This window comes from Myroides guanonis (assembly GCF_900114085.1).
GTDB lineage: Bacteria > Bacteroidota > Bacteroidia > Flavobacteriales > Flavobacteriaceae > Flavobacterium > Flavobacterium guanonis.
In genome coordinates, this window is the sequence record NZ_FORU01000016.1 from 8,143 (window position 1) to 34,435 (window position 26,293).

Annotated in this window: 20 protein-coding genes and 1 tRNA gene; 8 read left to right on the forward strand and 13 right to left on the reverse strand. The window is 35.0% G+C overall.

Annotation, left to right across the window (positions count from 1 at the left end; all coding sequences use genetic code 11):
• Positions 1 to 142: 142 nt before the first annotated feature.
• The 10 genes from BM024_RS12000 to nhaC form a co-directional block, all read right to left on the reverse strand.
• Positions 143 to 227 (reverse strand) — tRNA-Ser (locus BM024_RS12000).
• Between the two features lie 114 nt (positions 228 to 341).
• Complete coding sequence (gene ribB / locus BM024_RS12005) at positions 342 to 1,478, reverse strand: 3,4-dihydroxy-2-butanone-4-phosphate synthase (RefSeq protein WP_090680742.1); 1,137 nt, start codon at positions 1,476 to 1,478, stop codon at positions 342 to 344.
• 4 nt (positions 1,479 to 1,482) lie between these two features.
• The gene (locus BM024_RS12010; RefSeq protein ID WP_090680744.1) at positions 1,483 to 2,922 is read right to left on the reverse strand and encodes an LptF/LptG family permease; all 1,440 of its coding nucleotides are present in this window, start codon (positions 2,920 to 2,922) and stop codon (positions 1,483 to 1,485) included.
• Between the two features lie 8 nt (positions 2,923 to 2,930).
• Positions 2,931 to 3,578 (reverse strand): outer membrane lipoprotein periplasmic chaperone LolA1, encoded by a 648-nt coding sequence (locus tag BM024_RS12015; protein ID WP_090680747.1) that lies wholly within the window; start codon positions 3,576 to 3,578, stop codon positions 2,931 to 2,933.
• 8 nt (positions 3,579 to 3,586) lie between these two features.
• Positions 3,587 to 6,010 (reverse strand): DNA translocase FtsK, encoded by a 2,424-nt coding sequence (locus BM024_RS12020; RefSeq protein ID WP_090680750.1) that lies wholly within the window; start codon positions 6,008 to 6,010, stop codon positions 3,587 to 3,589.
• 259 nt (positions 6,011 to 6,269) lie between these two features.
• On the reverse strand, positions 6,270 to 6,770 hold the full coding sequence (tpx, locus tag BM024_RS12025) for a thiol peroxidase (RefSeq protein ID WP_090680752.1): 501 nt from the start codon (positions 6,768 to 6,770) through the stop codon (positions 6,270 to 6,272).
• A 192-nt stretch (positions 6,771 to 6,962) separates the two neighbouring features.
• Positions 6,963 to 7,220 (reverse strand): DUF6952 family protein, encoded by a 258-nt coding sequence (locus tag BM024_RS12030; protein WP_090680755.1) that lies wholly within the window; start codon positions 7,218 to 7,220, stop codon positions 6,963 to 6,965.
• 17 nt (positions 7,221 to 7,237) lie between these two features.
• Positions 7,238 to 7,546, reverse strand: coding sequence for a thioredoxin family protein (locus tag BM024_RS12035; RefSeq protein ID WP_090680757.1), 309 nt, complete (start codon positions 7,544 to 7,546; stop codon positions 7,238 to 7,240).
• 21 nt (positions 7,547 to 7,567) lie between these two features.
• Entirely contained in the window at positions 7,568 to 8,206 is a 639-nt protein-coding gene (locus BM024_RS12040) for a peroxiredoxin (protein WP_090680760.1), read from the reverse strand.
• Between the two features lie 204 nt (positions 8,207 to 8,410).
• The gene (nhaC, locus tag BM024_RS12045) at positions 8,411 to 9,874 is read right to left on the reverse strand and encodes a Na+/H+ antiporter NhaC (protein ID WP_090680761.1); all 1,464 of its coding nucleotides are present in this window, start codon (positions 9,872 to 9,874) and stop codon (positions 8,411 to 8,413) included.
• Between the two features lie 336 nt (positions 9,875 to 10,210).
• Here nhaC and BM024_RS12050 point away from each other — a divergent pair, with 336 nt between their 5' ends.
• Positions 10,211 to 11,137: a bestrophin family protein gene (locus tag BM024_RS12050; protein WP_090680764.1), complete on the forward strand. Its 927-nt coding sequence runs from the start codon at positions 10,211 to 10,213 to the stop codon at positions 11,135 to 11,137.
• Between the two features lie 381 nt (positions 11,138 to 11,518).
• Here BM024_RS12050 and BM024_RS12055 read toward each other — a convergent pair whose 3' ends face one another.
• Positions 11,519 to 13,210 (reverse strand): acetate--CoA ligase, encoded by a 1,692-nt coding sequence (locus BM024_RS12055; protein WP_090680766.1) that lies wholly within the window; start codon positions 13,208 to 13,210, stop codon positions 11,519 to 11,521.
• A gap of 971 nt (positions 13,211 to 14,181) precedes the next feature.
• Between BM024_RS12055 and BM024_RS12060 the strand changes: the two genes are divergently transcribed.
• The 5 genes from BM024_RS12060 (at position 14,182) to BM024_RS12080 (ending at position 22,019) form a co-directional block, all read left to right on the forward strand.
• The gene (locus BM024_RS12060) at positions 14,182 to 16,167 is read left to right on the forward strand and encodes an alpha-ketoacid dehydrogenase subunit alpha/beta (RefSeq protein WP_090680770.1); all 1,986 of its coding nucleotides are present in this window, start codon (positions 14,182 to 14,184) and stop codon (positions 16,165 to 16,167) included.
• 25 nt (positions 16,168 to 16,192) lie between these two features.
• Positions 16,193 to 17,146 (forward strand): phosphoribosylaminoimidazolesuccinocarboxamide synthase, encoded by a 954-nt coding sequence (locus BM024_RS12065; RefSeq protein ID WP_090680773.1) that lies wholly within the window; start codon positions 16,193 to 16,195, stop codon positions 17,144 to 17,146.
• 10 nt (positions 17,147 to 17,156) lie between these two features.
• Positions 17,157 to 17,789: a nitroreductase family protein gene (locus tag BM024_RS12070; RefSeq protein ID WP_090680775.1), complete on the forward strand. Its 633-nt coding sequence runs from the start codon at positions 17,157 to 17,159 to the stop codon at positions 17,787 to 17,789.
• A gap of 299 nt (positions 17,790 to 18,088) precedes the next feature.
• Positions 18,089 to 20,494 carry an alpha-ketoacid dehydrogenase subunit alpha/beta gene (locus BM024_RS12075; RefSeq protein ID WP_090680778.1) on the forward strand — a complete coding sequence of 802 codons (2,406 nt, stop codon included), beginning with the start codon at positions 18,089 to 18,091 and terminating at the stop codon, positions 20,492 to 20,494.
• Positions 20,495 to 20,753: 259 nt separating this feature from the next.
• Positions 20,754 to 22,019, forward strand: a complete 1,266-nt coding sequence (locus BM024_RS12080; protein ID WP_090680780.1) for a cysteate-C-fatty acyltransferase — start codon at positions 20,754 to 20,756, stop codon at positions 22,017 to 22,019.
• A 56-nt stretch (positions 22,020 to 22,075) separates the two neighbouring features.
• Here BM024_RS12080 and BM024_RS12085 read toward each other — a convergent pair whose 3' ends face one another.
• Complete coding sequence (locus BM024_RS12085; RefSeq protein WP_090680783.1) at positions 22,076 to 22,864, reverse strand: enhanced serine sensitivity protein SseB C-terminal domain-containing protein; 789 nt, start codon at positions 22,862 to 22,864, stop codon at positions 22,076 to 22,078.
• 365 nt (positions 22,865 to 23,229) lie between these two features.
• Complete coding sequence (locus BM024_RS12090) at positions 23,230 to 24,318, reverse strand: M42 family metallopeptidase (RefSeq protein ID WP_090680786.1); 1,089 nt, start codon at positions 24,316 to 24,318, stop codon at positions 23,230 to 23,232.
• 79 nt (positions 24,319 to 24,397) lie between these two features.
• Here BM024_RS12090 and BM024_RS12095 point away from each other — a divergent pair, with 79 nt between their 5' ends.
• Entirely contained in the window at positions 24,398 to 25,105 is a 708-nt protein-coding gene (locus BM024_RS12095; protein ID WP_090680788.1) for a DUF4294 domain-containing protein, read from the forward strand.
• Between the two features lie 47 nt (positions 25,106 to 25,152).
• Complete coding sequence (gene dnaX / locus BM024_RS12100) at positions 25,153 to 26,238, forward strand: DNA polymerase III subunit gamma/tau (RefSeq protein WP_090680790.1); 1,086 nt, start codon at positions 25,153 to 25,155, stop codon at positions 26,236 to 26,238.
• Positions 26,239 to 26,293 lie beyond the last annotated feature (55 nt).

The window sequence follows — 26,293 nt, forward strand, 5'->3', positions numbered from 1 at the left end:
GGGGTAATGGACGCAAAGAAAAACCTATAAGAAGCTAGTGCTTCTTATGTTTTTTATACCTAAAAGTTATTCAGAGAGTGAGACTCTCAATAACTTTTAGATATAAAAAAAACCGATAGTTTTCACTATCGGTTTTTCTTTGCGGAGAAAGAGGGATTCGAACCCCCGGACCTGTTACAGTCAATAGTTTTCAAGACTACCGCAATCGACCACTCTGCCATTTCTCCAGTCACATTCTATGTCCTAGAATGCGAGTGCAAATATAATAGGTGTTTTGTTATTTTGCAAATAAAAAACACTTATTTGTTGTGTTATTTTTTAACTTGTTTGGAATGAATTGCTTAGTAACTTGCGTAATCAGTGATTTCTAATCCGTAACCTGTCATTCCAACGCGTTTGCCTTGTTGGGTGTTACTCATTAGTTGCAGTTTTGCTATTCCTAAGTCGTGTAATATTTGTGCGCCTATTCCAAAGTCTTTTTCGTCTCCTGGTAGTTTTGGGGTGTCTAGGTCCAATTTTCCGTTTAATTGCTCTCTTATGTAGCTTAATCGCTTTAATAGACTTACGTTTTGGGTATCTTGATTGATGAATAGTATCGCTCCTTTTCCTTCTTTGTTTATTCTATTGAAGGCTGCTTCTATTCTTAAATCTAATTTACCGCTTAATGCATCCAAGATGTCATTGTTCCCTATCATAGAGTTGATTCTTGTTAAAACTGCTTCGTCTTCTGTCCAATCTCCTTTTGTTAGGGCAATGTGTATTTGCTTATTGGTGATCTGCTGATACGCTCTTAGTCTAAAGTCTCCAAATCGGGTTTCTATCTTGAAGTCTTCTTTTTTGATGATTAGACTGTCGTGCTTCATTCGGTAAGCTACTAAATCTTCTATTGAGATGATTTTAAGGTCGAATTTCGCTGCTACCTCCATAAGCTCTGGCAAACGTGCCATTGATCCGTCTTCGTTCAGGATTTCTACTAGAATTCCCGCTGGTTTGAATCCTGCTAATCGAGCTAGGTCTACTGCAGCTTCTGTGTGGCCTGTTCTACGTAATACTCCGCCTTGTTTTGCTATTAATGGAAAGATGTGTCCCGGTCTTCCTAACTCTTCTGCTTTTGTATTGTCGTCTACTAATGACGCTATTGTTTTTGATCGGTCAAATACAGATATTCCTGTTGTACATCCATGGCCTATTAAGTCCACAGATACTGTAAACGCGGTTTGGTGTAGTACGGTATTGTTGTTAACCATAGGGTGGAGGTCTAACTCTTTACAGCGCTTTTCTGTCAATGGAGCACATATTAATCCTCTTCCGTGGGTAGCCATGAAATTAATCATCTCTGGAGTTACTTTTTCGGCAGCCGCTATAAAATCTCCTTCATTTTCACGATCTTCATCATCTACTACGATGATTACTTTTCCTAAACGGATATCTTCGATCGCTTCTTCTATAGTATTGAGTTTGATTGTTTTTTCTGACATGGTATTAGTTGTTATTTTTTTTAAATCTTTTAAAAAAGTTTCGCAATGGTTGTGTGATGAAGTCAAAACTCACCATTCCATTATCATTTGTTGCTTTGTAGGTTAGAAATATCGCCAAAGGTGTTAGTACGATTGACGCTACCCATCCTCCTAAAAATGGTGTTATTCCGTCTTCTTGTGCTAGTTTTCTTCCAAAGGTGTTTAAGAAGTGATAGGTTATAAATATCAACACCGCAAATACGATTGGAAGTCCTAATCCTCCTTTTCTAATAATTGCACCTAATGGTGCTCCTATATAAAACATCAAAAAGCAGGTATAAGCTATCACGAATTTCTCGTGTAGTGCTAGCCAATGGGAGTTTATATTCTTTTTATAACTTGTCATCCCTACATCGTTTGCTTCTGCATTGAAAACTATGGTTCCATTGATGTCTATAGCTGATTGTAGGATTCGTTGTTTTGTTATATTTTTAAATTCCGCTAGTATGTCTTTTGGAGCGGTCTCTAAATATAGAGTGTCTTTTTCAACGGTTTTGTTTTGCAGTGTGCTGTTTGACCGCAGCATTAAGTTTGCTGTGTTTGATTTTTTTTCGTCAACCATTACTTTTTGTAGTGAATCTATCGTATAGTTTAATTGATTCACGTTTAACATAGTCGTGGTATTGGTAATCTTATCTTCATCAGACATATCGCTTTGAAAACTGTTTAAATCAATGTTGATTGTATATTTTTCAAAACGGGTTTTTATGAATGGCTTTTTTTGTTCTGCTGTGTATGTTTTTGCTTTAACATCTTCGTAGTAGTTCCCATCAAAAAGGTGTAGTTGTAACAGGTTTGAGGTTTCATGGGTTTCTAGTTCTCCATCAACAGCTCTGATTACAGATTTGTTTTCATAGCCCGATGAGGATTTCATGTGCATTGTTACGTTTTCTAAGAACTCGCCTTTTTTTCCTGTTTTTTTGTCAACTTTTATATTGATCGAACCTAAATCGTTGAACTGTCCTGCTGTGATTGCCATAGCGGGTTTTGTTTGTACGATTTCTTTTCTAAGGTTGATGAATTTGTATTCTGCTTTTGGAATCACGTCATTGGCAAACCAAAATGAAATTCCAGCTAGTATGAAGATAAAAATACTCAAGGGTCTCATGGCTCTTCTTAGTGAAATACCAGAGGCTTTCATTGCCGCAAATTCATAGTTTTCAGCAAAGTTACCGAAGCTCATGATGGAGGCTAATAATACCGATAGTGGTAATACGAGCGGTATCATTTTAGGAGAATAGAACATTAGAAACTGAACTATTATCAGTACATCCAAGTCTTTTCCTGCTAGCTCGGCTATAAAGAGCCAAATGCCTTGTAAAATAAAAATGAAATACAATATAACAAACACTGTTAGCAGTGTTGATATAAAGGTGGTAAGTATATATCTATCGAGTATTTTCACTAGAGAATCTAATCTAATTTATTGATGTAATAATTAGGGTACATTGATTCTGTAAAGGTAAAATGATTTTTTGATATTGTTTGATTCGTTTTGAAAGAATTCACCGTTAGTATACTTTTGGTTCCGTTTTTAGCAATATCAATTTTGTTGTAGATGTTTTTGGTTTGACTGTCTATTCCCAATAACACTTCTTTTAGCTCTGATTTGCTATTTGTTGGTTTTAGCTTGATGTATTGAATTTTTCTTCCTTTTACATTTTGCACGATATCCCAGTGGTATTCGTATCCTTTTTTATAGAAGGTTAGCAATTCTGAGGGTAATAATGATTCTGGATCGTTTGCGTTAAAGTTGCTTATAGTAACTTCTTCGTCTTCAGACGATATGGTGTAAATCTTCTTTCCATCGGATATCTTTTTTACTCCCATGAAGTTTAATTCATAGTTGTTCTTGGCAATGATGACATTTCCTTTGCTTTCTTGTTGTAAGTCACCCATTGCATTGCGCATTTCAAAATTGAAGTCTATGGCAATGTTTTGGTAACTGTTCACTTTTGCTGTTACCTCGTCTAAAAGTGCTTTTGCTTTTGCGCTATTTTGCGCAGAAACTGAACTGGTTAGTAACAATGCACAACCTAGGAATAAGAATATTTTTTTCATGGTGTTTTTTAGTTTTGTTCTTCTTTAAAAAAGTAATCCAAAGCTACTAAATCTGGGATAAGCACACTGCGCGCTTTGCTTCCTTCGAAAGGACCTACGATTCCGGCTGCTTCTAATTGGTCGATTAGTCGTCCTGCACGGTTGTAGCCCAGTTTTAATTTTCTTTGAAGTAATGAGGCAGATCCTTGTTGTGCGATTACAATGGTTTCTGCTGCTTCTCTAAATAAAGAATCACGTTCACTTATATCATTATCAAGACTTATGCCAGAAGAATCTTCTCCTACATATTCTGGTAATAAATAAGCGTCTGGATATGCTTTTTGTGATCCGATGAACTCTGTAATAAGGTCTACTTCGGGTGTATCTACAAACGCACATTGTACACGAACTAGTTCATTTCCTTGTGTATATAACATATCTCCGCGACCGATTAACTGGTCGGCTCCTTGGCTGTCTAAAATGGTTCTAGAGTCAATTTTAGAGGTAACTCTAAATGCAATTCTAGCAGGGAAATTGGCCTTGATTATACCTGTAATTACGTTTACTGATGGACGTTGGGTTGCGATGATTAAGTGAATTCCTATCGCACGGGCTAATTGGGCCAAACGAGCTATTGGTGTTTCTACTTCTTTTCCTGCGGTCATTATCAAATCTGCAAATTCGTCTACTACTAATACGATGTAGGGTAGGAATTTGTGTCCGTTTTCTGGGTTTAATCTTCTTTGTTTGAATTTCTCATTGTATTCTTTGATGTTTCTCACCATGGCATCTTTTAAAAGGTCATAGCGGTTGTCCATCTCAATACATAATGAGTTTAATGTATGGATTACTTTTGTGTTGTCTGTAATGATAGCATCTCCAGAATCTGGTAGTTTGGCTAAGTAATGGCGTTCTATTTTGTTGAATAGGGTTAACTCTACTTTTTTAGGGTCTACTAGAACAAATTTTACTTCAGCTGGGTGTTTCTTGTATAGTAAAGATGTTAGTACAGCGTTTAGTCCTACTGACTTTCCTTGTCCTGTTGCTCCTGCCATTAACAAGTGAGGCATTTTAGCTAGGTCTACTACAAAGGTTTCGTTTGAGATGGTTTTTCCTAATGCAATTGGTAATTCCATTTCTGCACTTTGGAATTTTGGTGAACCTACTACACTGCGCATTGAAACGATGGTAGGATTGTTGTTTGGTACTTCAATTCCTATGGTTCCTTTTCCTGGAATAGGAGCAATAATCCTAATTCCCAATGCGGAAAGTGAAAGAGCGATGTCGTCTTCTAAGTTTTTAATTTTAGAGATACGTACTCCTGCTTCTGGTACTATTTCGTATAGCGTTACTGTGGGGCCTACTGTTGCTTTGATTTGAGCAATGTCAATCTTGTAGTTTTTAAGTGTGTCTACAATACGGTTTTTGTTTTCTTCTAATTCTTCTTGATTGATTGTGATTCCTGCAGAACCATAGTCTTTCAGTAGTTCAATGGTTGGGAACTGGTAGTTTGATAGTTCTAGGGTTGGGTCAAATTCTCCAAAGTCTTGAACTAATCTTGATGCTAGATTTTCCTCAACGGTTATTTCTTCTTTTACAGTTTCTATTACGAAATCTCCTTCATTGCTGGTGATTTTTTCTGAATGTACTCTTGTTTGCTGTGTTTCTTCTTTTTGTGAAGGTGTGATTTCTTGTTTTTGTTCAACAATAGGTGCTGCTTTTTCTACTTCAATTTTTGACACTTGTGGTTCTTTGTTTTCAACCGTTTTGATAATTGGTTGAATTGGTTTTGGTGTAGTAGGAGCAGAGCTAGTTTCTGTTGTTGTGTTTAATTCATTTTCTTCTTTTCCATCTTTCTTAAGGTTGGAATTGAGGGTGTGAATTTTATTTCTAAATTTTGTTGGTGATAATTTGAATCTAAACAGTAGTAATAGTACAAGAATGAAGGAAAGCAATAATATGGTTCCAATTGTCCCTAAGTAGTCTTGAAAGAATAGATTCATTTCGTATCCGATTACACCTCCTAGTTCTGGGTGGCTATTCCAAAAGAATCCCATTGCTATAGAAAGAGTTAATAAGGAGAACAAATCCCAAAAAACACACTTTTTAATTCTTGCCTTTGGAATTCCAAAAAAAGCAAATATTCCAGTGTGTATAAATATTTTAGGTATGAAAAAAGCGGCTATTCCAAATCCATTGAAAATTAAAGTTTGGGCTAAATATGCTCCAACTTTTCCTAGCCAATTTGAGACAGGAATGTTTCTGTTACTTAACACGTCAACATTGCTTTGGTCTGCAGTTCCAGTAATAAAATAGGATATGAAACTCAGTGCTAAAGCTATTCCTGTAATTACTAGTAGTATAGTGAATATGAATCTACTGTTTTTGAGGATAGAAGTTTCGTGTTGTGGTGCTGCTTTTTTTGAAGTTGTTTTCTTATTTTCTTTTTTCATATAATTTGTCTTGCAAGTTCATAGTTATATAAACTTAACTTCAATTCTAAATGATTGTAGCTCTTAATTTTGCTAACTGTTTTCTAGATTTTGTAACTAGGTGTATGCTACTAATAATAGTTGGAACATTTAATAAAAATCGTTCAATAGTGTTAGTAAGGGTATTCACTGGAGTGATTAACTACTGTAACCTAAACGGAACATATAGAGACTATATGTTTCCGTTTTAATTTGATTTCGGTTAAATGTCCCTAACTAATTACTTTAATATGTTTAGTGCTTTTTCGTACTGAGGTTCATCTGCAATTTCAGGTACTTGTTCTGTGTAAAGGACAGAGTGGTTTTCGTCTAATACGATAACACATCTTGAATGTAATCCTTTAAGAGGACCATCTATGATTTCTAAGCCATAACTTTTTCCAAAAGAACCTTCATTGAAGTCTGATAGCATTACAACGTTGTCTATTCCTTCAGCTCCACAAAAACGTGCTTGAGCAAATGGTAGATCTCTTGAAATGCAAAGTACAACGGTGTTGTCTAAAGCTGCTGCTTGTTTGTTGAATTGTCTTACAGACATAGCACAAGTTGCTGTATCTATACTTGGAAAAATGTTTAGAATAACTCTTTTCCCTTTGTAGTCTGAAAGAGATGAAGTCGAAAGGTCTGTTTTTACTAATGTAAAATCATTTGCCTTTGTATTAGTTACTGGTAAATTACCAGATGTGTGTATCTCGTTCTGTTTCAGTGTTATTGTAGCCATAATAAATTATTTTGATTTGAATTCAAAATTAAGAATTTTTGATGGTCTTTTATAATAAAGTATTTTTTATTTAATGTTGTTTGTTTGTGGCTTGGAAGTGAGGTATATCCTAGTAAATATAAGTGATTGGAATAAAAAAAGACTGGTTTGAAATTTTCAAACCAGTCTTTAGTTTTTTAAAAAGGCTATAGATTATTTGTCTATTGAACCCATAACGCGCTGCATGAATCCATTAAGGGCTTCGCGTTGTGTTGCGCCTTCTTTGATAGCCTTGTGTACTTCGAGAGCACCATACATATTTGAAATTAGTTCTCCAATTACGTCTAGTTCTTCATCACTTAATGATGGAGATTCTGTTAGGTGTTCTAATACTTCAAGTGTTTCGACGATATAGTCTTGATCATTGTCCTCAATGAATTGAGTTAAATGTTTTATTACTGGTAATTTCATAATTTTAAATTTTAAAACTATTCGATTTCGCTTACTAATTCAGCCAAAACTTCTGCTTTGTTTGTTTGTGCTTGATTTACCAATCTACCATTAACGAAAGTGGCAAAGGTTGGTAGGTTTGAAACATCTGCTAATTTTCTTGATTCAGGAAAATTTTCAGCGTCTGCGATTACGAATGTAATGTTCTCTTTCTCTGATGAGATTTTCTTGAACTTTGGTTTCATAATACGGCAGTTTCCACACCAAGTAGCAGAATATTGAACTACTACTTTCTCATTTGCATTTACAATCTCTTGTAAGTTGTCTTTGTCTAATTCTACTAGCATTTTTTTCTTTTTTTATGTTGATTAGTTATTGCTTAAATATGAAGCAACTCCTTTTCTGTCAGCATTCATTGCTTCTTTTCCTTCTTCCCAGTTAGCTGGACATACTTCTCCGTGTGTTTGAACGTGAGTGTATGCGTCAATTAATCTTAGGTATTCGTTTACGTTTCTTCCTAATGGCATATCGTTTACTGACTCATGGAAGATTTTTCCAGTTTCGTCGATAAGGTATGTTGCTCTGTAAGTAACGTTTGAACCTTCGATTTGAAGTGCGTCATAAGTTTCGTTGTACTCTTCATTAGTTACATCTAAAATACCTAAAACATTAGAAAGGTTACGTGTAGTGTCTGCAATCAACGGGTAAGTTACTCCTTCGATTCCACCGTTGTTTTTTGGTGTGTTTAACCAAGCGAAGTGTACTTCGTTTGTGTCACATGATGCACCTACTACTATTGTATTTCTTTTTTCAAATTCTGGCAACGCTTCTTGGAATGCGTGTAATTCTGTAGGACATACAAATGTGAAATCTTTTGGGTACCAAAACAACAATACTTTTTTATTGTTTTTTGTAGCTTCTTCAAAGATGTTGATTCTTAAATCATCACCCATTTCTGTGATTGCATCAACTGTAATGTTTGGGAATTTTTTTCCTACTAAAGACATAATAATATGGTTTAAATGTTAATTAATCTTCTAATTTTATACTGCAAATATAGAGCGACTGATTCTATAATGCTATTATTTTTGATTATCCTTTTTTATAATAGAATAGTATTTATCTATTACAAGGTTTTAATCTTTTAGTTTTTAGCTATTGCAATTTCGTATTGAGTAAAGATAATAATTGTGAAATAAAGTATTTAACTTCTAGATTACGTTTTTTATAAGTTTACGTATTCTAATGTTTAAGGCTGCATAGATCAATGTCATAATTGGACTAATGATATTGAAAAATGCATAAGGGGCATAAGCAAGTGTGTCTATACCTAAAACTCCTGCATGATACGCTCCGCATGTATTCCAAGGGATTAATACGGAGGTTACTGTTCCTGAGTCTTCTAAGGTTCTACTTAGGTTTTCTGGGGCTAGTCCTTTTTCTTCATAGGCTTTTGCAAACATTTTTCCAGACACTACTATTGATAAATATTGGTCTGACGCTGTTAAGTTGATTACTACACAACTTGCTACCGTGCTTGCGAATAGTCCAAAAATTGTATGTGCTACTTTTAATAGGGCTTGTGAAATAGTTTTCAATGCTCCGATTGCTTCCATGGCTCCTCCGAAAAACATGGCACAAATTATTAACCAAACTGTGTTTAGCATAGATGCCATTCCACCTGCTTCGAATAGATTGTTTAGGCTTTCAAGCGGGGATATAATCTTGATGTCTGTTGTGAGTGCATTCATTATTCCTTTATACCCTGATAGCCAGTTTAATTCTGTGCTTCCTCCAATTTCTGCTACTAAGTTTGGTTGGAAGATTAGGGCGAAAACTGCTCCCATTAGGGTTCCTAATAGTAGTGAGATCAATGGTTGTACTTTAAATATTATGAGTAGAACTACAAACAAGGGTACTAGAAAAAGCCACGGGGTTATATAGAAGGTGTCTTTTATGGCTTGTAGTGTTTCTGTAGTGTCTGAGCTTCCTTCATAGCTTTGTGTGAATCCTAATACTATAAATATAATTAGGGTTAATATAAGTGTTGGAACAGTGGTATATAGCATATATCGGATATGGGTAAATAGATCCGTTCCTGCCATTACTGGTGCTAGGTTTGTTGTGTCTGATAGTGGGGACATCTTGTCTCCGAAATAGGCTCCTGAAACTACTGCTCCTCCAATCATTCCAAGTGGGATTCCCATTGCATTTCCAATTCCTACTAAAGCTATTCCTACTGTTGCAGAAGTGGTCCAAGAACTACCTGTTGCGAGTGATATGATCGCACATATTACAACACAGGCTGGTAAAAAGATGGAGGGATGTAAGATTTGCAATCCATAATAAATCATCGTTGGGATTATTCCGCTTAGTAACCAAGCTCCCGAGAGCGATCCTACAAATAGTAATATGAAAATGGCATTAGAGGTTTCTTTTATGTTTTGTGTTACTTTTTCTAGTATGTGATCATAGGATACTTTGTTTAAGAGTCCTACTAGAGTTGCTATAAAACCACCTATTAGCAATATAAATTGGTTGGAACCTGATAAAGAGCTGTCTCCGTATATGAATACATTGATTGCTAATAATACTACTAATAGTATTACTGGTATTAATGATAGAAATAGAGAAAGCGGCTTGGTGTTGTTATTTAGGTTTTCTTCCTTAGTCATAGGATGGTTGTGTTTTTATTGCTAATTTAATTAATTATTGATAGAATTGATAGGGTGAATGTTGAATTTTTATCAATTGGATAGTTGTGTCCGGAATGGGGGAATGAAATTCAATTTCCTTCAATAGATGATTGCAAAGTTATGAACTCTTTTTTTGTTCTTTTAAAATTTCATACTTCTTTTCTTTTAAGTCTCTAGATGTGCAGAGGGGCTAATTGCATTTTGTGTGGTAATAGTTAGATGATTGTGATTTTTTATTGACATTGCGATTACTTTTTTTTGAATAAATAGTTTTTATGGCTTCTAAGGAGTAATTTTGCAAAAAATTAAAATGTTATGATTGTAAGAAATAAAAAGCATACTTTAAAAATGCTTTTTACGTGGAGGGGGTCTGTTTTGAAAAAAATATATCCAAGATTAATTATCTTATTTGCTTTTTCTTTAGCGGTGTATTTTTTTCATGATTACTATCCGCATGTTTTTATTCCTCTTAATATTGCCGCTTTTACTTTATTGGGTATTTCATTGGCTATATTCTTAGGGTTCTGTAATAGTGCTGCTTACGATCGTTATTGGGAGGGTAGGAAGTTATGGGGTAGTTTAATGATTCACTCCCGCTCTTTGACTTATCAGATTTTGAATTATATTGAAGAGAAGGATGGTTTTACTAAAGAGGAGAAGAAGGTTGGTGTGAATTTGATTATTGCATTTTGTTATGCTTTGAAAAACCAGTTGAGAAAAGAGGAGGATTCTAGTGTTTTGAAAAGATATATGAGTCCAGAAGTTTATAATCGCATAAAGTCTAATCGTTTTATTCCTTCTGCTATTTTGCATGAGCTTACGAATTGGATTAACTTACAACATAAAGCGGGTAGAATTGATACAATTACTCAGGCACGAATAGATCAAAATATTAATGAGCTTTCTTCAATTTTAGCTGGTTGTGAACGTATTGTACATACGGGGATTCCTTTTGCTTATTTTGTTTTGCTTGATAGAACTGTATATATCTATTGTTTTATTCTTCCTTTTGGATTGATTGAAACTATCAATTGGGCTATGCCGTTATTTGTAACTTTCGTCGGTTATTCTTTTATTGCTTTGGATGCTATTGTTGCAGAGATTGCAGAACCGTTTGGAACTGAGGAGAACGATTTGGCTCTTACTCAGATTTGTCAGAATATAGAGCATTCTCTTGCTGAGATTGCAGATCTACCATTACCAGATATTTCTTCACCTAACGATAAGTTTGTGATACAGTAATGTATTAATGACTTATAAGTGATCCCAAAATACATCGTGTTTTGGGGTTTCTTTTTTTTGATTTTTTGATTTGTGAATGCGTTTATTCGCTAATTTGTAAAGGAGAAAAGGAGATAATGCGCTAATTTGTTGATTTGTGAATTCGGTTATTCGCTAATTTGTAAAGGAGCAAGGAGCAAGGAGGCTAAGGGTAAAGAAGTAAAGAGGCTAATGAGTTAAGGGGTTAAGGAACAAAGAAGCTAATGCGTTAATTTGTGAATTCGGTTATTGATACGGGACGGTGCAAAGAGATAATGGTAACAAAACGCAAAAACAAATAAACGCAAAACCGCTAAAGGGTTTTAAACGAAATTGCGGACCGTAGCCCGCAATGATTGTGTGTTATTTTTTATAGTCGAATTCTAATTCAACGATTTCTTTTTTGGCTATTCGGGCCGCTTGTAGAGCTCGTAGTTCTACTCTTCGTATTTTACCGCTGATTGTCTTCGGTAGTTCTTTTACGAATTCTATTTTTCTAGGTATTTTATAGGGTGCCAATTGCGCTCGACTGTATGTAAATAGCTCTTTGGCTAATCCTTCTGATGCTTGGCTGAAATCATTTAATATGATAAAGGCTTTTACTTCAAATCCTTTTATTGGATGAGGGCTAGCTACTACTGCTGACTCAAGTACACTCTCGTGTTCTAATAAAACGCTTTCTACTTCAAATGGTCCGATGCGATAGTCCGATGCTTTAATGACATCGTCGTCTCTTCCGATAAACCAAATATATCCGTCTTCGTCTTTATAGGCTTTGTCTCCCGTGAAATAGACTCCGTTTCTAAATACTTCTTTTTGCTTTTCTTTATCGTATAAATATCCTTTGAATAAACCGTTTGGTTTTTCTGTGCTTGTATTGATACAGATGTTTCCTTCTTCATTTATTGGTAATTCTTTTCCTTCATCGTCTGCGATAATGACTTCGTATAGAAAGGTGGGTTTTCCCATTGAACCATATTTTATTGGTTTGCCTGGTAAGTTGGCTACCATACAGGTGCTTTCGGTTTGTCCAAATCCATCTCTTATTACGATGTTAGTACCTTTTTTCCACTCTTCTATTACTTCTGGGTTTAATGGTTCTCCAGCCGCAACACATTCTTTTAGTTGGAAGTTATATGATTTTAAGTTTTCTTGAATTAATAAACGATATACGGTTGGTGGTGCACAAAGTGTAGTTATTTGGTGTTTTTCTATTAGTGATAGAGTTGTTTTGGCATCAAAGCGATCAATGGTGTGATGTGCAAATATGGTTGCCCCTGCATTCCATGGTGCGAATACACTGCTCCAAGCGAATTTAGCCCATCCTGGTTGAGATATGTTGTAATGGATGTCGTTGTTTTGAATGCCAATCCAAGAGGATGTTGTAAGGTGTCCTAGTGGGTGGCTTAATTGAGTGTGACAAACTATTTTTGGCATTCCAGTGGTACCTGAAGTGAAAAACATGAACAAAGTATCGTCTGGTTTGGTGTGAGCGCTTTCTGCTTCTGTTTTATGTTTATCTAGTTCTGAAAGGGTATGCCATCCATCTCTTGTTCCTTCTGCTATTATTTTTACGGTTATTTTATGCCCGCTGTTTTTTTCTGCTTCGTCTATTTTTTCTGCGTTATCTTGGTCGGATATTACTACTTTAGGATTAGTCTTTTCAAATCGATATGACAAGTCTTTTGCATCTAATATCGAAGCTGCTGGTACTAATTGAAAACCTCCTTTTATGGTTGCTAGTATGGCTACCCAATTGATGCGCTGTAACATTAATTGTGTTAGTATGGTGTCTCCTTGTTTAATTCCTTTTGACCGCAAAAAGTTGATTAACTGGTTGTATCTATTGTGCAGGGTTAAAAAAGTGTAGGCTTTTGTCTCTTTTCCATCTGTCCACAATAGAGCGGTTTTTTCTGGGTGATTATTTAGGTGTATTCCTTCAAATATTTCTTGTACCCAATTGAATTTTTCTGGCTTTTTTATTTCTAATTCATTGAGTCTGTCGAAATCGCGTTCCTTTATTAAGGTGTTGATTTTTTCAAATAATTCTTTCATTTTTTTAATTGTTATAGTGTGTTTGCTTTGTTTCTAGAAAACTAAATATATGAAAAATATTGAGAATGTGTGAATTCGTTTATTAGTGAATTTGTAGATGCGATGATTTGGTTGTTCGCTAATTTGAAAAGAGTAAAGAAGCAAAGAAGCAAAGAGGCAAAGAGGCTAAGAAGCAAGAAGCTAAGAAGCAAGAAGCAAAGAAGCAAAGAAGCAAAGAGGCTAAGAAGCAAAGGGGTTAAGAAGTAAAGAGGCTAAGAAGTAAAGAGGCTAAGAAGTAAAGAGGCTAAGAAGTAAAGAGGTTGAGAAGCAAAGAAGTTGAGAAGCAAAGAGGTTGAGAAGCAAGAAGCTAAGGAGTAAAGAAGCTAAGGAGTAAAGAAGCTAAGGAGTAAAAAAGCTAAGGAGTAAAGAAGCTAAGGAGCAAAGAAGCTAAGGAGCAAAGAGGCTAAGAAGCAAAGAGGTTGAGAAGCAAAGAGGTTGAGAAGCAAAGAGGTTGAGAAGCAAAGAGGTTGAGAAGTAAAGGGGTTAAGAAGTTAAGAAGTAAAGAGGCTAAGAAGCAAAGAGGTTGAGAAGCAAAGAAGCTAAGGAGCAAAGAAGCTAAGGAGCAAAGAGGCTAAGAAGCAAAGAGGCTAAGAAGCAAAGAGGCTAAGGAGCTAAGGAGCAAAGAGGTTGAGAAGCAAGAAGCTAAGGAGTAAAGAAGCTAAGGAGTAAAGAAGCAAAGAGGCTAAGAAGCAAAGAGGCTAGGGAGACATTAGAGTCAAAGAGGTATTGGTAATAAAACATAGAAATGCTGGAACTTAAAAAATACAGAAATGCATAAAAAAAGTAAAAGATATAAAAACGAACTAATTAGAGTGTTTTTGACTTATTCTTGTGCTGGAAAATAGGGTGTTTAAAACATAGGTATAATATGGGTTAAATAGTTTAGTGATTGACTAAATAATTATTTAAATTTAACGCCTTTACAACCAGCTATGAAAAACTTACAATTTGATAAAGGTAGTCTTAGTGATTCTCTTTTATTAGAACTATATAAAATGCTTCTGAAACCGCGTATGGTGGAGGAAAAGATGTTGATTCTTATTCGTCAAGGAAAGGTTTCGAAATGGTTTTCGGGAATAGGTCAAGAGGCTATTTCTATTGGTGTTTCTTCTGTATTAGATGCCGATGAGTATATTTTGCCGATGCATAGGAATCTTGGAGTTTTTACTTCTAGGGGTATTCCTTTATATCGCTTGTTTTCTCAATGGCAGGGTAAGGGTGATGGTTTTACAAAAGGTAGGGATCGTTCTTTTCATTTTGGTACTCAAGAGTACAAAATAGTTGGAATGATTTCGCATTTAGGTCCCCAACTTGGTGTTGCAGATGGTATTGCTTTGGCTCATAAACTGAGAAAAGAGAAGAAAATCACTGCTGTTTTTACTGGTGAGGGTGCTACTTCTGAAGGGGATTTTCATGAGGCATTGAATGTGGCTTCTGTTTGGGATCTTCCTGTGTTGTTTGTTGTTGAAAATAATGGTTATGGGCTTTCTACTCCTACCAATGAGCAGTATAGATGTGAAAACCTAGCTGATAAGGGTGTTGGCTATGGTATGGAGAGTCATATTATTGATGGTAATAATATTCTGGAGATTTATCAGAAGTTAGATGTCATTGTTAAATCTATGCGCGAAAATCCTCGTCCTGTTTTAATTGAATTTAAAACTTTTAGAATGAGAGGGCATGAGGAGGCTAGTGGAACAAAGTATGTGCCTAAGGATTTGATGGAGATGTGGGCGAAGAAGGATCCTGTTGAAAATTATAAACAATACTTGTTCGAAATAGGTATTTTAACTACTGAGTTAGATACTGAAATTCGCGAGGGTTTTAAAGTTGAAATCGAAACAGATTGGTTAAAAGGTCAAGAGGAAGAGGAGATTGTAGCTGATTTAGATACGGAGTTGAGAGATATGTATGCTCCTTTTGATTTTATTGATGAGAAACCTATTTTGGAAACAAAGAATATTCGATTTATTGATGCAATTTCAGAGTCTTTAAGGGAGTCTTTTGAGCGTCATCCTAATTTAGTGATGATGGGGCAAGATATTGCAGAATATGGAGGTGCTTTTAAAATATCTGAAGGTTTCGTGAATTTATTTGGAAAGGATCGTATCCGAAATACTCCGATTTGTGAAAGCTCTATAGTGTCTGTTGGTATGGGGCTATCTATTAATAGACAGAAGGCAATTGTTGAAATGCAGTTTGCAGATTTTGTTTCAACGGGTTTTAATCCGATTGTGAATTACTTAGCAAAGAACCATTATAGATGGAATGAAAAGGCTGATGTTGTGGTTCGTATGCCTTGTGGTGGAGGAACTCAAGCTGGACCTTTTCACTCTCAAACTAATGAGGCTTGGTTTACAAAAACTCCTGGGTTAAAGGTGGTTTATCCTGCGTTTCCAATGGATGCTAAGGGATTGTTGAATACGGCTATTAATGATCCAAATCCTGTTATGTTTTTTGAACATAAGATGTTGTATAGAAGTATTTATCAAGAGGTACCTACAAATTATTATACGATACCGTTTGGTAAAGCAGCTTTGGTTAGGGAAGGTGATGAGGTGACTATTATTAGTTTTGGAGCAGGTGTGCATTGGGCGCTTGAGATTTTAGATAAGAATAAAGATATAAAGGCTGATTTATTAGATCTGAGAACTTTACATCCTTTGGATGTTGAGTCCATTTATGAATCGGTAAAGAAAACGAATAGAGTTATCATATTGCAAGAGGATTCCTTGTTTGGGGGTATTGCAAGTGATATCTCGGCCATGATTATGGAAAACTGTTTTGAGTATTTGGATGCCCCTGTGAAAAGGGTAGCAAGTATTGAAACGGCTATTCCTTTTGTGAAAGCTTTAGAGGATCAATATTTACCTAAGGGTAGATTTGAAAAAGCGCTATTGGAGCTAATAGCATATTAAGTTAAAAGAACTACACAATTTTTATATGATGAATACAATCACAAAAACCAATTTTAAATTCCCAAATCAGACTTCCGTTTATCACGGAAAAGTACGTGAGGTTTACACTATCAATGATGATTTATTGGTGATGATTGCAACGGATCGACTATCTGCATTTGATGTAGTAATGCCTAAAGGGATTCCTTATAAAGGACAGATTTTGAATCAAATTGCCATGAAGTTTATGGAGCAAACTAAAGATATTGTTCCAAATTGGCTGATTGCAAGTCCTGATCCCAATGTTTCTGTTGGAAAGGTTTGTGATCCTTTTAAGGTGGAAATGGTTATTAGGGGCTATTTGTCTGGTCATGCAGCGCGTGAATATGCAGAGGGAAAAAGAGTGCTTTGTGGGGTTGCTTTGCCTGAAGGATTAAAAGAAAATGATGCTTTTGAGAAACCAATTATCACACCATCTACTAAAGAGGATTTAGGGTTGCATGATGAAGATATTTCTAGAGAGGATATTTTGAGTAGAGGAATTGTAAGTGAAGAGGATTATTTAGTGTTGGAAAAGTACACACATGCTCTTTATAAAAGAGGTACTGAAATTGCTGACAAACAAGGACTGATTTTAGTGGATACTAAGTATGAGTTTGGTAAGACTAAGGATGGTGAGATAGTGTTGATTGATGAGATTCATACTCCTGATTCTTCTCGCTATTTTTATAAGGATGGCTATGAGGAGAGACAAAAGAATGGGGAAGCTCAGAAACAGCTTTCAAAGGAGTTTGTGAGACAATGGTTGATTGGTAATGGTTTTCAGGGTAAAGAAGGGCAAGAAGTGCCGATGATGTCGGATGAATATATACAAACGGTTTCTGATAGATATATTGAGTTGTATGAAAATATACTTGGAGAGAAGTTTGTGAAAGCACCGGTTTCAAATATTGAAGAAAGAATTGAACAAAACGTGTTGAATTTTTTACAGCACTACTAAAAAATATAGAATGAACTTATTGAATGATTTACAATGGCGCTATGCTACCAAAAGAATGAATGGTAAGCATGTCCCAAATGAGAAAGTAATGCAGGTTATTGAAGCGGCTCGCTTAGCTCCAACGTCCTCTGGACTACAACCTTTTAAAGTTGTAATGATTGAGGATATTGAGATTCGCAAGAAAATTGCTCCTATTGCTATGAATCAGAAACAGATTACTGAGTGTTCTCATTTATTGGTTTTTGCTGCTTGGGACTCTTATACTCAAGAGCGCATGGATAGTGTTTTTGATAATATGGAAGCAATTCGTGAATTGCCTAAAGGAGAAATGAACGAGTTTAAAAATTCTGTTTCAAAGTCTATGCAAGCTAAGTCTGAGCATGAACAATATCATCATGCGGCTAGACAGGCTTATATTGGTTTTGGTATGGCTATCGCTGCTGCTGCTGAATTGAGAATTGATGCTTCTCCTATGGAGGGTTTTCACAATGATGAGTTAGATGTGTTTCTAGGATTGGATAAGTTGGGATTGAAAAGTGTTACTTTATTAGCCCTAGGGTATCGAAATGAAGAGGAGGATTGGTTGTTGCCAATGAAGAAAGTTCGTTTCCCGTTAGAAGATTTTTTAATTGAAGTGAAATAATAAAAAAGCTATCTCCAAAAGAGGTAGCTTTTTTTGTGTTTATGGTATTAGGGTTTGTGGAAATCGGAGGTTATTTCATCTTAATATCGTTTTTGTTGTTTTGCATATAGTGCAATGTTTTAGTGTTTATGAGCTAAGTAATTTTGTTATTTTCAATTGAATCAATGCTTTGGTTGTAATTGTTTAATATAAATTAGTGTTATTTGTTGAGTTAAGTCTTTTTTTATATTAGTATAATTTGACGGATTGTACTATATTCGTAGCTTGTAAATTTTGAATATTTTACTATTAGATATACTATGAGTCAAAAAGATAAGAAAGAGTCTCTTTCATTTGAAGATTTTAAAAGTGAGGTTTTAGAAGATTATAGAATTGCTAGAATTAGTAGAGAGTGTAGTTTGTTGGGGAGAAGAGAGGTACTAACTGGAAAAGCAAAGTTTGGTATTTTTGGTGATGGAAAGGAAGTTCCTCAATTAGCATTGGCAAAAGCATTTAAAGATGGTGATTTCCGTTCTGGTTATTACCGCGATCAGACTTTTATGATGGCTATTGGTGCTTTAAGTGTGGAGCAGTTTTTTGCAGGATTATTTGGACATGCTGATTTGGATTTTGATCCAATGTCTGCTGGACGTCAAATGGGAGGGCACTTCGCAACGCATAGTTTGGATGAAAACGGAAATTGGAAAAAGCTTACTGCTCAGAAAAATTCGAGTTCTGATATTTCACCTACAGCAGGTCAAATGCCAAGGTTGTTAGGTTTAGCGCAAGCTTCTAAATATTATAGGGAATTCAATGAAGCGGACAAGGACGAGAACTTTTCTGTAAAAGGGAATGAGATAGCCTGGGGTACGATTGGAAATGCTTCTACTTCTGAGGGTTTATTCTTCGAAACAATTAATGCTGCTGGGGTTTTACAAGTTCCAATGGTGATGAGTGTTTGGGATGATCAGTATGGTATTTCTGTTCATGCTAAGCATCAAACGACAAAAGAGAATATTTCTGAAATATTGAAAGGTTTTCAACGTGATGAGAATGGGAATGGTTATGAAATCATTCGCGTTATGGGTTGGGATTATGTTGCTTTGATAGAAGCTTATGAACGTGCTGCTAAGATTGCACGTGAAGAACATGTTCCAGTTTTGATTCACGTTCAAGAACTAACGCAACCTCAAGGGCATTCTACTTCTGGTTCTCACGAGCGTTACAAATCTAAAGAGCGTTTAGAGTGGGAAACCGAGAATGATTGTATTCTTAAGATGCGCAATTGGATTGTTGACATGAATTTTGCTACGGCTGAGGAGTTGGATGTTTTGGATAAGAATTTGAAAAAAGAAGTTTTAGAGGCTAAGAAAAATGCTTGGAAAGCTTATGTAGATCCTTTTAAAGCTGAACAGACAGAGCTTGTTACTTTGTTGAATGAGATTGCTCAAACAAGTGCTAATAAGGTGTTCATTGAAAAATACGCACAAGATTTAGCATCTATTAAAGAACCTATTCGCAAGGATATTATTTCGGTTGCTAGAAAAGTACTTCGCATGATAGTGAAGGAAGATGGTAGACTTAAATTGGCTCAATTCATAGAAAGTTATTTTAATAGGTTTCAATCAAAATACAGTTCACATTTATATTCACAGTCAGATTTAAAAGCTGCTTATGTGGAAGAGGTTTTACCTGTTTATGATGAGAATTCGGAAGAGGTAGACGCACGTGTTGTATTGAGAGATAATTTCGAGGCTATATTTGCTAAGAATAACAAGGTTTTGATTTTTGGTGAAGACTCTGGTACTATTGGAGATGTTAATCAAGGGTTGGAAGGGTTACAAGAGAGATTTGGTTCTTCAAGAGTTGCCGATGTTGGGATTCGTGAAGCTACTATATTAGGTCAAGGTATTGGAATGGCTATGCGTGGATTAAGACCTATTGCTGAGATTCAGTATTTAGATTATTTGCTGTATGCTATTCAGATAATGAGTGATGATTTGGCTACTGTTCAGTATAGAACATCTGGTCGTCAGAAGGCTCCTTTGATTGTTCGTACTCGTGGTCATCGTTTAGAGGGAATTTGGCATTCAGGTTCTCCTATGGGAATGATTATAAATGCAATTCGAGGTATTCATGTTTTGGTTCCTCGTGATATGACTAAAGCTGCTGGATTTTACAATACATTGTTAGAGTCTGATGAGCCTGCATTGGTTATTGAGTGTTTGAATGGGTATCGTTTAAAGGAAAAGTTACCAACTAACTTAGGTGATTTTAGAACTCCAATCGGGGTGGTTGAAACGTTGAGAGAAGGTAAAGATATTACGGTGGTTTCTTATGGTTCAACTTTACGTATTGTGGAACAAGCTGCTAAGGAGTTACTTGAAGTAGGTATCGATATTGAGGTGATTGATGTTCAATCATTATTACCTTTTGATGTTAAGCACGATATAGTTAAGAGTTTGGCTAAAACAAATAGATTGTTAGTGGTTGACGAAGATGTTCCAGGTGGTGCTTCTGCTTATATCTTGCAAGAGATATTAGAGGTTCAGAATGGGTATAAACATTTAGATAGTAGTCCACAAACATTGGCTGCTAAAGCACATCGACCATCTTATGGTACGGATGGGGATTATTTTTCAAAACCTTCTACTGAAGATGTTTTTGAAAAGATATATTCTATAATGAATGAGGTGAATCCTGTTCAATATCCAAGTTTGTACTAAGGGTTTAGATTTTCTACATCTTGTATATAAAAGCTCAGAAACTTTAAGAAATTAATGTTTTTGAGCTTTTTTTTTGAGCAATGTATGCGTGTTGTATTCTTTTGATTTTGAAGCTCTATTACGGTAAAAGCTCTAAGATTCTTTTTTTACGAATTTAATCGTGTTGCAGTGTTTTTGTATAGGAATTTGATGGTGTATTATTATGAAACAATGTAAAATATCAGTAATTTTGCAACTGTTTTTTAAACATTGTATTATTATGGTAAACGACTTATTTGATAGAATTCACAAAAATAAAGGTCCATTAGGTAAATGGGCTTCACAAGCAGAAGGTTATTATGTATTCCCTAAGTTGGAAGGACCTTTGTCAAATCGAATGATGTTTCATGGTAAGGAAATCATCAATTGGAGTATCAATGATTATCTAGGTTTAGCTAATCACCCTGAAGTTCGTGAGGCTGATGCTGAAGCGGCAAAGGAATATGGAGCTGCTTACCCTATGGGAGCTCGTATGATGTCTGGGCATACTACTATGCACGAACAATTACAAGATGAATTGGCAGCATTTGTTCAAAAGGAAGCAGCTTATTTGTTGAATTTTGGTTATCAAGGTATGGTGTCAATTATTGATGCTTTGGTTACTAAAAATGATGTTATTGTTTATGACGTAGATTCACATGCTTGTATTATTGATGGAGTTCGTTTACACATGGGTAAACGTTTTACTTATCAACATAACAATATTGAGAGTTTAGAGAAAAACTTAGAGCGTGCTACTAAAATGGCTGAAACTACTGGTGGAGGTATTTTGGTGATTACTGAGGGAGTTTTTGGTATGAGAGGTCAGCAAGGTAAGTTGAAAGAAATTATAGCTCTTAAAGAGAAGTTTAATTTTAGAATCTTGGTTGATGATGCTCACGGATTTGGTACTCTTGGTAAAACTGGTGCAGGTGCAGGTGAGGAGCAAGGTTGTCAAGATGGTATCGATGTATACTTCTCAACTTTTGCTAAGTCTATGGCTAGTATTGGGGCTTTCGTAGCTGCTGATCAAGATATTATTGATTATTTGAAATATAATTTGCGTTCTCAAATGTTTGCAAAATCATTACCTATGATTTTTGTTAAAGGTGCGTTGAAACGTTTAGATCTATTGCGTACAAATCCTGCTTTGAAAGCGAAGTTATGGGAAAATGTTGATGCGCTTCAGAATGGATTGAAAGATAGAGGATTTAATATTGGTGATACAAATACTTGTGTTACACCAGTGTATTTAGAGGGAAGTATTCCTGAGGCTATGGTGATGGTTAATGACTTGAGAGAAAATTATGGTGTTTTCTTGTCTATTGTCGTTTATCCTGTGATTCCTAAAGGGTTAATTCTGTTGAGAATGATTCCTACTGCTACTCATACTATGGAAGATATTAATGAGACTTTAGCGGCTTACGAAGCTATTCGTGAAAAACTTGAAAATGGTACTTATAAAATGCTTGCTGCTCAAACAACAGTTGATGTTTCTGACGAGTAAGACGTATATATTTATAAAAAAAGAGTCAACTACAAAGTTGACTCTTTTTTTTATTGTTACTTATTTTCTTTTATATAGAATGGTGAACTTTGTTTGTAGAAGAATTCACTAAAAGTTCCTCCTTCTTCTAGTTGAATTATATCTAGTATATCATCTTCGCTTTGATATTGTTTTGCTATTAATGCGATTTCGTTCGCGTATTGTGAGCAATTATTAGTTGTAAGATCTAAAGCTATGATATAATGTGGGTTTTTGTCTATTTTCGGATTGAATGTCCAACCTAAATATGCTTTGTTTATATCTTGATTCTTATTTAAAAACGGTATCAGCGATTCAATGAATTCTTTGGGATGAACTTTTGGATGCCCTATCATTACATCCATTTGAATTTTTGTTTTTTGGTTTGTTGATATTCTATTAAAAATAGTGCCGTTAAGCATATCTGAGATTTCTGCTGGAACTAATGTTTTATTTGCGTTTGAAAATGGATTAACTATTACTGTTTCTCCAACTACCATTTCTAAAAAACTTCTACCAATTACTTTGATATAGTCTACTTCATCACCAATTGCATTATGTTCGAAGATGCGTTCTGGCTCCGTGAACACAGGGATGTTGTTGTTTTGTAGAACAACAATCGGTGAGGATTCTAATGATGTGTTCTTGGTTGAATTTTTATCTTTTTGTACTATAACGTAGATGTTTTCTTTTAGAAATCTCTTGTAGAAGATTTCTCTGAATTCAGGTTCATCTGTTGCTTTTTCTATTACTTTAGCTAAAGATATATTGTTGTTAATGATGTTTTTGTTGAATGTACTTTTTTTATTTTTATTGAATAGTGCCATTGTTGTAATAAGTTTGAAATCAAAGATAAATCAATAATATTGCTAGTGCAAAAGAATGTTTCTATTCAGATCTCTTTAATATGTTGGGGTTTGCTTTGTTAATTAAAGGTTTCCATAAGATTGTTATTTTGTAATTAATTAAAAATAATTACAAAAAACGTGTATAATATGAAATATTGTCTTATTTTAGTGATAGAAATTGTTTGAAAGAGGAAGTTTTATAAGAAGGTGTGTGAAAAGCACCTTCTTTTTCCTTAAAAATCTCATTTAGAGATTTTATGTCTGCATGTTTTTTGGTGTATTTATATGAAAAAAGTAGCTTGCCTTTTTTGTGCAAGCTACTTTTGATTTATGGTATTTCTATATTATTTGAAATACGAAAAGTTGTGATTCGCTTCTATCTTTAATAGGGTTTCGTAGATTAGTTTTATAGTGTTTTCTACATCTTCTCTATGTACCATTTCTACTGTTGTATGCATATATCTTAATGGCAGTGATATTAATGCTGAAGGGACACCTCCGTTGCTATATGCAAATGCATCTGTGTCGGTACCTGTAATTCTTGAAAGTGCGTTTCGTTGAAAAGGGATATTGTTTGCTTCTGCTGTATTGGTTATTAGTTCTCTTAATTCATTTTGTATTGCAGGGGCATATCCAATAACTGGTCCACTTCCTATTTTGTTTTCTCCTTCTATTTTAACTTCTATCATTGGAGTGGTTGAATCGTGACATACGTCTGTTACAATTGCAACATTTGGTTTGATTGTTTGAGTTATCATTTCTGCTCCTCTTAGTCCAACTTCTTCTTGGACTGAATTTGTTATATACAATCCAAAAGGTAGTGTTCTATTGTTTTCTTTTAACAATCGTGCTACTTCTGCAATCATAAACCCACCCATTCTGTTATCTAGGGCTCTACATACAAACTTATTGTTGTTTAATATGGTAAAGGTGTCGGGGTATGTTATTACGCATCCAACGTGTATGTCTAGTGCTAATACTTCTTCTTTAGTATTGCATCCACAGTCTATAAATATATTTTCTATTTTCGGGTATTCTTCTTTGTTTCGATTTCTTGTGTGAATGGCTGGCCACCCAAAAACTCCTTCTACTATACCTTTTTTAGTGTGTATGTTAACGCGCTTTGATGGTGCAATCATGTGGTCACTTCCTCCATTTCGAACGACATATATGAATCCGTCTTCTGAAATGTAGTTCACATACCAGGATATTTCATCAGCATGTCCTTCTATAACTACTTTATATGGTGCGTCAGGGTTTATAACTCCAACTGCTGTTCCGTAGTTGTCTGTAATAAATGTGTCCACAAAAGGCTCTAGGTATTTCATCCATAGTTTTTGGCCATTGGATTCATGTCCAGTAGGGGATGCATTGTTTAAATAAGTTTCTAAAAACTGAAGGGAACTTTCTTTTAAAATGGTATTTGTATTCATTTGTTGATTTTTTGCTAATTTACTTAAAACTATATATAAACTAAATTTAAATGGTTATTTTTGGCTCTAAATAGAGTATATGAAAAACGTGTTAATCTTCTTTTTTTGCAGTTTTACCTCCTTGTTATGTGCACAGGAGACACGTGTTCATGTACTTAATCAGGTTCTTGATACTATAAAGCAAAACGAAATAGAAGCTGATACTATTATTGATAATTACACTATTCCTGAGATTTATATCGGAATAGGTCATGAAGAGGAAAAATACAGAAGGGATATGGCTGTTTTGCGTGGAAGAATTTTACGTGTTTATCCTTATGCAAAAGCTACTGCGGAGAATTTAATGGTTATCAACAAGAATTTAGAAAAGTTAGAAACAAATAGAGAAAGACGAGTTTATATTAAGCGTTCACAATCTTATTTAGAAGGGGAGTTTAAGGAAAAACTTAAAAAGCTTTCTAGGAATGATGGAAAGATTCTTTTGAAATTAATACATCGTCAAACTGGTGAAACTACTTATGATTTAATTAAGGAGTTTAAAAGTGGTTGGACTGCTTTTTGGTCTAATAGTACTGCTAGAACTTTTAGTTTGAATTTGAAGTCTGAGTATCATCCTAGTACTAACTTGGAGGATTTTTATATTGAGACTCAGTTAAATTATCTTTTCTTCAATTATCGACTTCCTTATGCTTCTGCAACTCCACCTATTGATTTTAACTCTTTGAGAGTTCGATGGAAAAATCAGATTAAGGACGATCAGTTTTTCCCAATCGAGTTGCGTGATTAGTTTTTCCTTGTTGAAAAATAAACTATATTTGTCCTAATCTTAATTATATGGAACAATTCGTCGTATCAGCCCGTAAATATAGACCACAAACTTTTCAGGATGTGGTTGGACAACAGGCTATAACTAATACTCTCGTTAATGCTATTGAAAGTAATCACTTGGCGCAGGCTTTGTTGTTTACAGGACCGCGTGGAGTAGGTAAAACGACTTGTGCTCGTATTTTAGCTAGAAAAATTAATCAAGAGGGTTATGATGATCCAAATGAGGATTTTGCGTTTAACGTTTTTGAATTGGATGCTGCTTCGAATAACTCTGTTGATGATATTAGAAATCTTATAGATCAAGTTCGTATACCGCCACAAACTGGTAAGTATAAGGTGTACATTATTGACGAGGTTCACATGTTGTCTTCAGCTGCTTTTAATGCTTTTTTAAAGACTTTAGAAGAGCCACCGCGTCATGCTATTTTTATATTAGCAACTACTGAAAAGCATAAGATAATCCCTACTATTTTATCACGTTGTCAAATCTTTGATTTTAAACGCATAACTATTGCTGATGCTACAGATCATTTAGCGACTGTTGCTAATAGTCAAGGTGTGGCTTATGAGGAAGATGCTTTGCGTATTATTGCGCAAAAAGCCGATGGTGCAATGAGGGATGCTCTTTCGATTTTTGACCGTGTTGTTTCTTATTGTGGAAATAATCTTACGCGTCAAGCGGTTGCTGAAAATTTGAATGTATTAGATTTTGAATACTATATTAGAATTACTGATTTGATTTTAAAGAATGATATTCCTCAATTGCTTTTAGCTTTTGATGATATTTTATCGAAAGGGTTTGATGGACATCATTTTGTTGCTGGACTGGCTTCTCATTTCAGAGATTTGATGGTTTGTAAAACTCCTGAAACTATATCTTTATTGGATATCGGTGATCATGGAAAGGCACTTTTTGAGCAACAGTCTCAAAGAACTTCTATGGCTTTTTTACTTCAAGGTATTGAAGTGGCTAATGATTCTGATTTGAAATATAAGACAAGTCAAAATCAACGCTTGTTGGTAGAGCTATGCTTAATGCAATTGGCTTCTATTACATTTGAAGCTGAAAAAAAAAAGCTAAATCCTATATAATACCCCCTCAAATTTTAAGAGAGTTAATTCAGGGTTTTTCTCTTGATAAACCTCA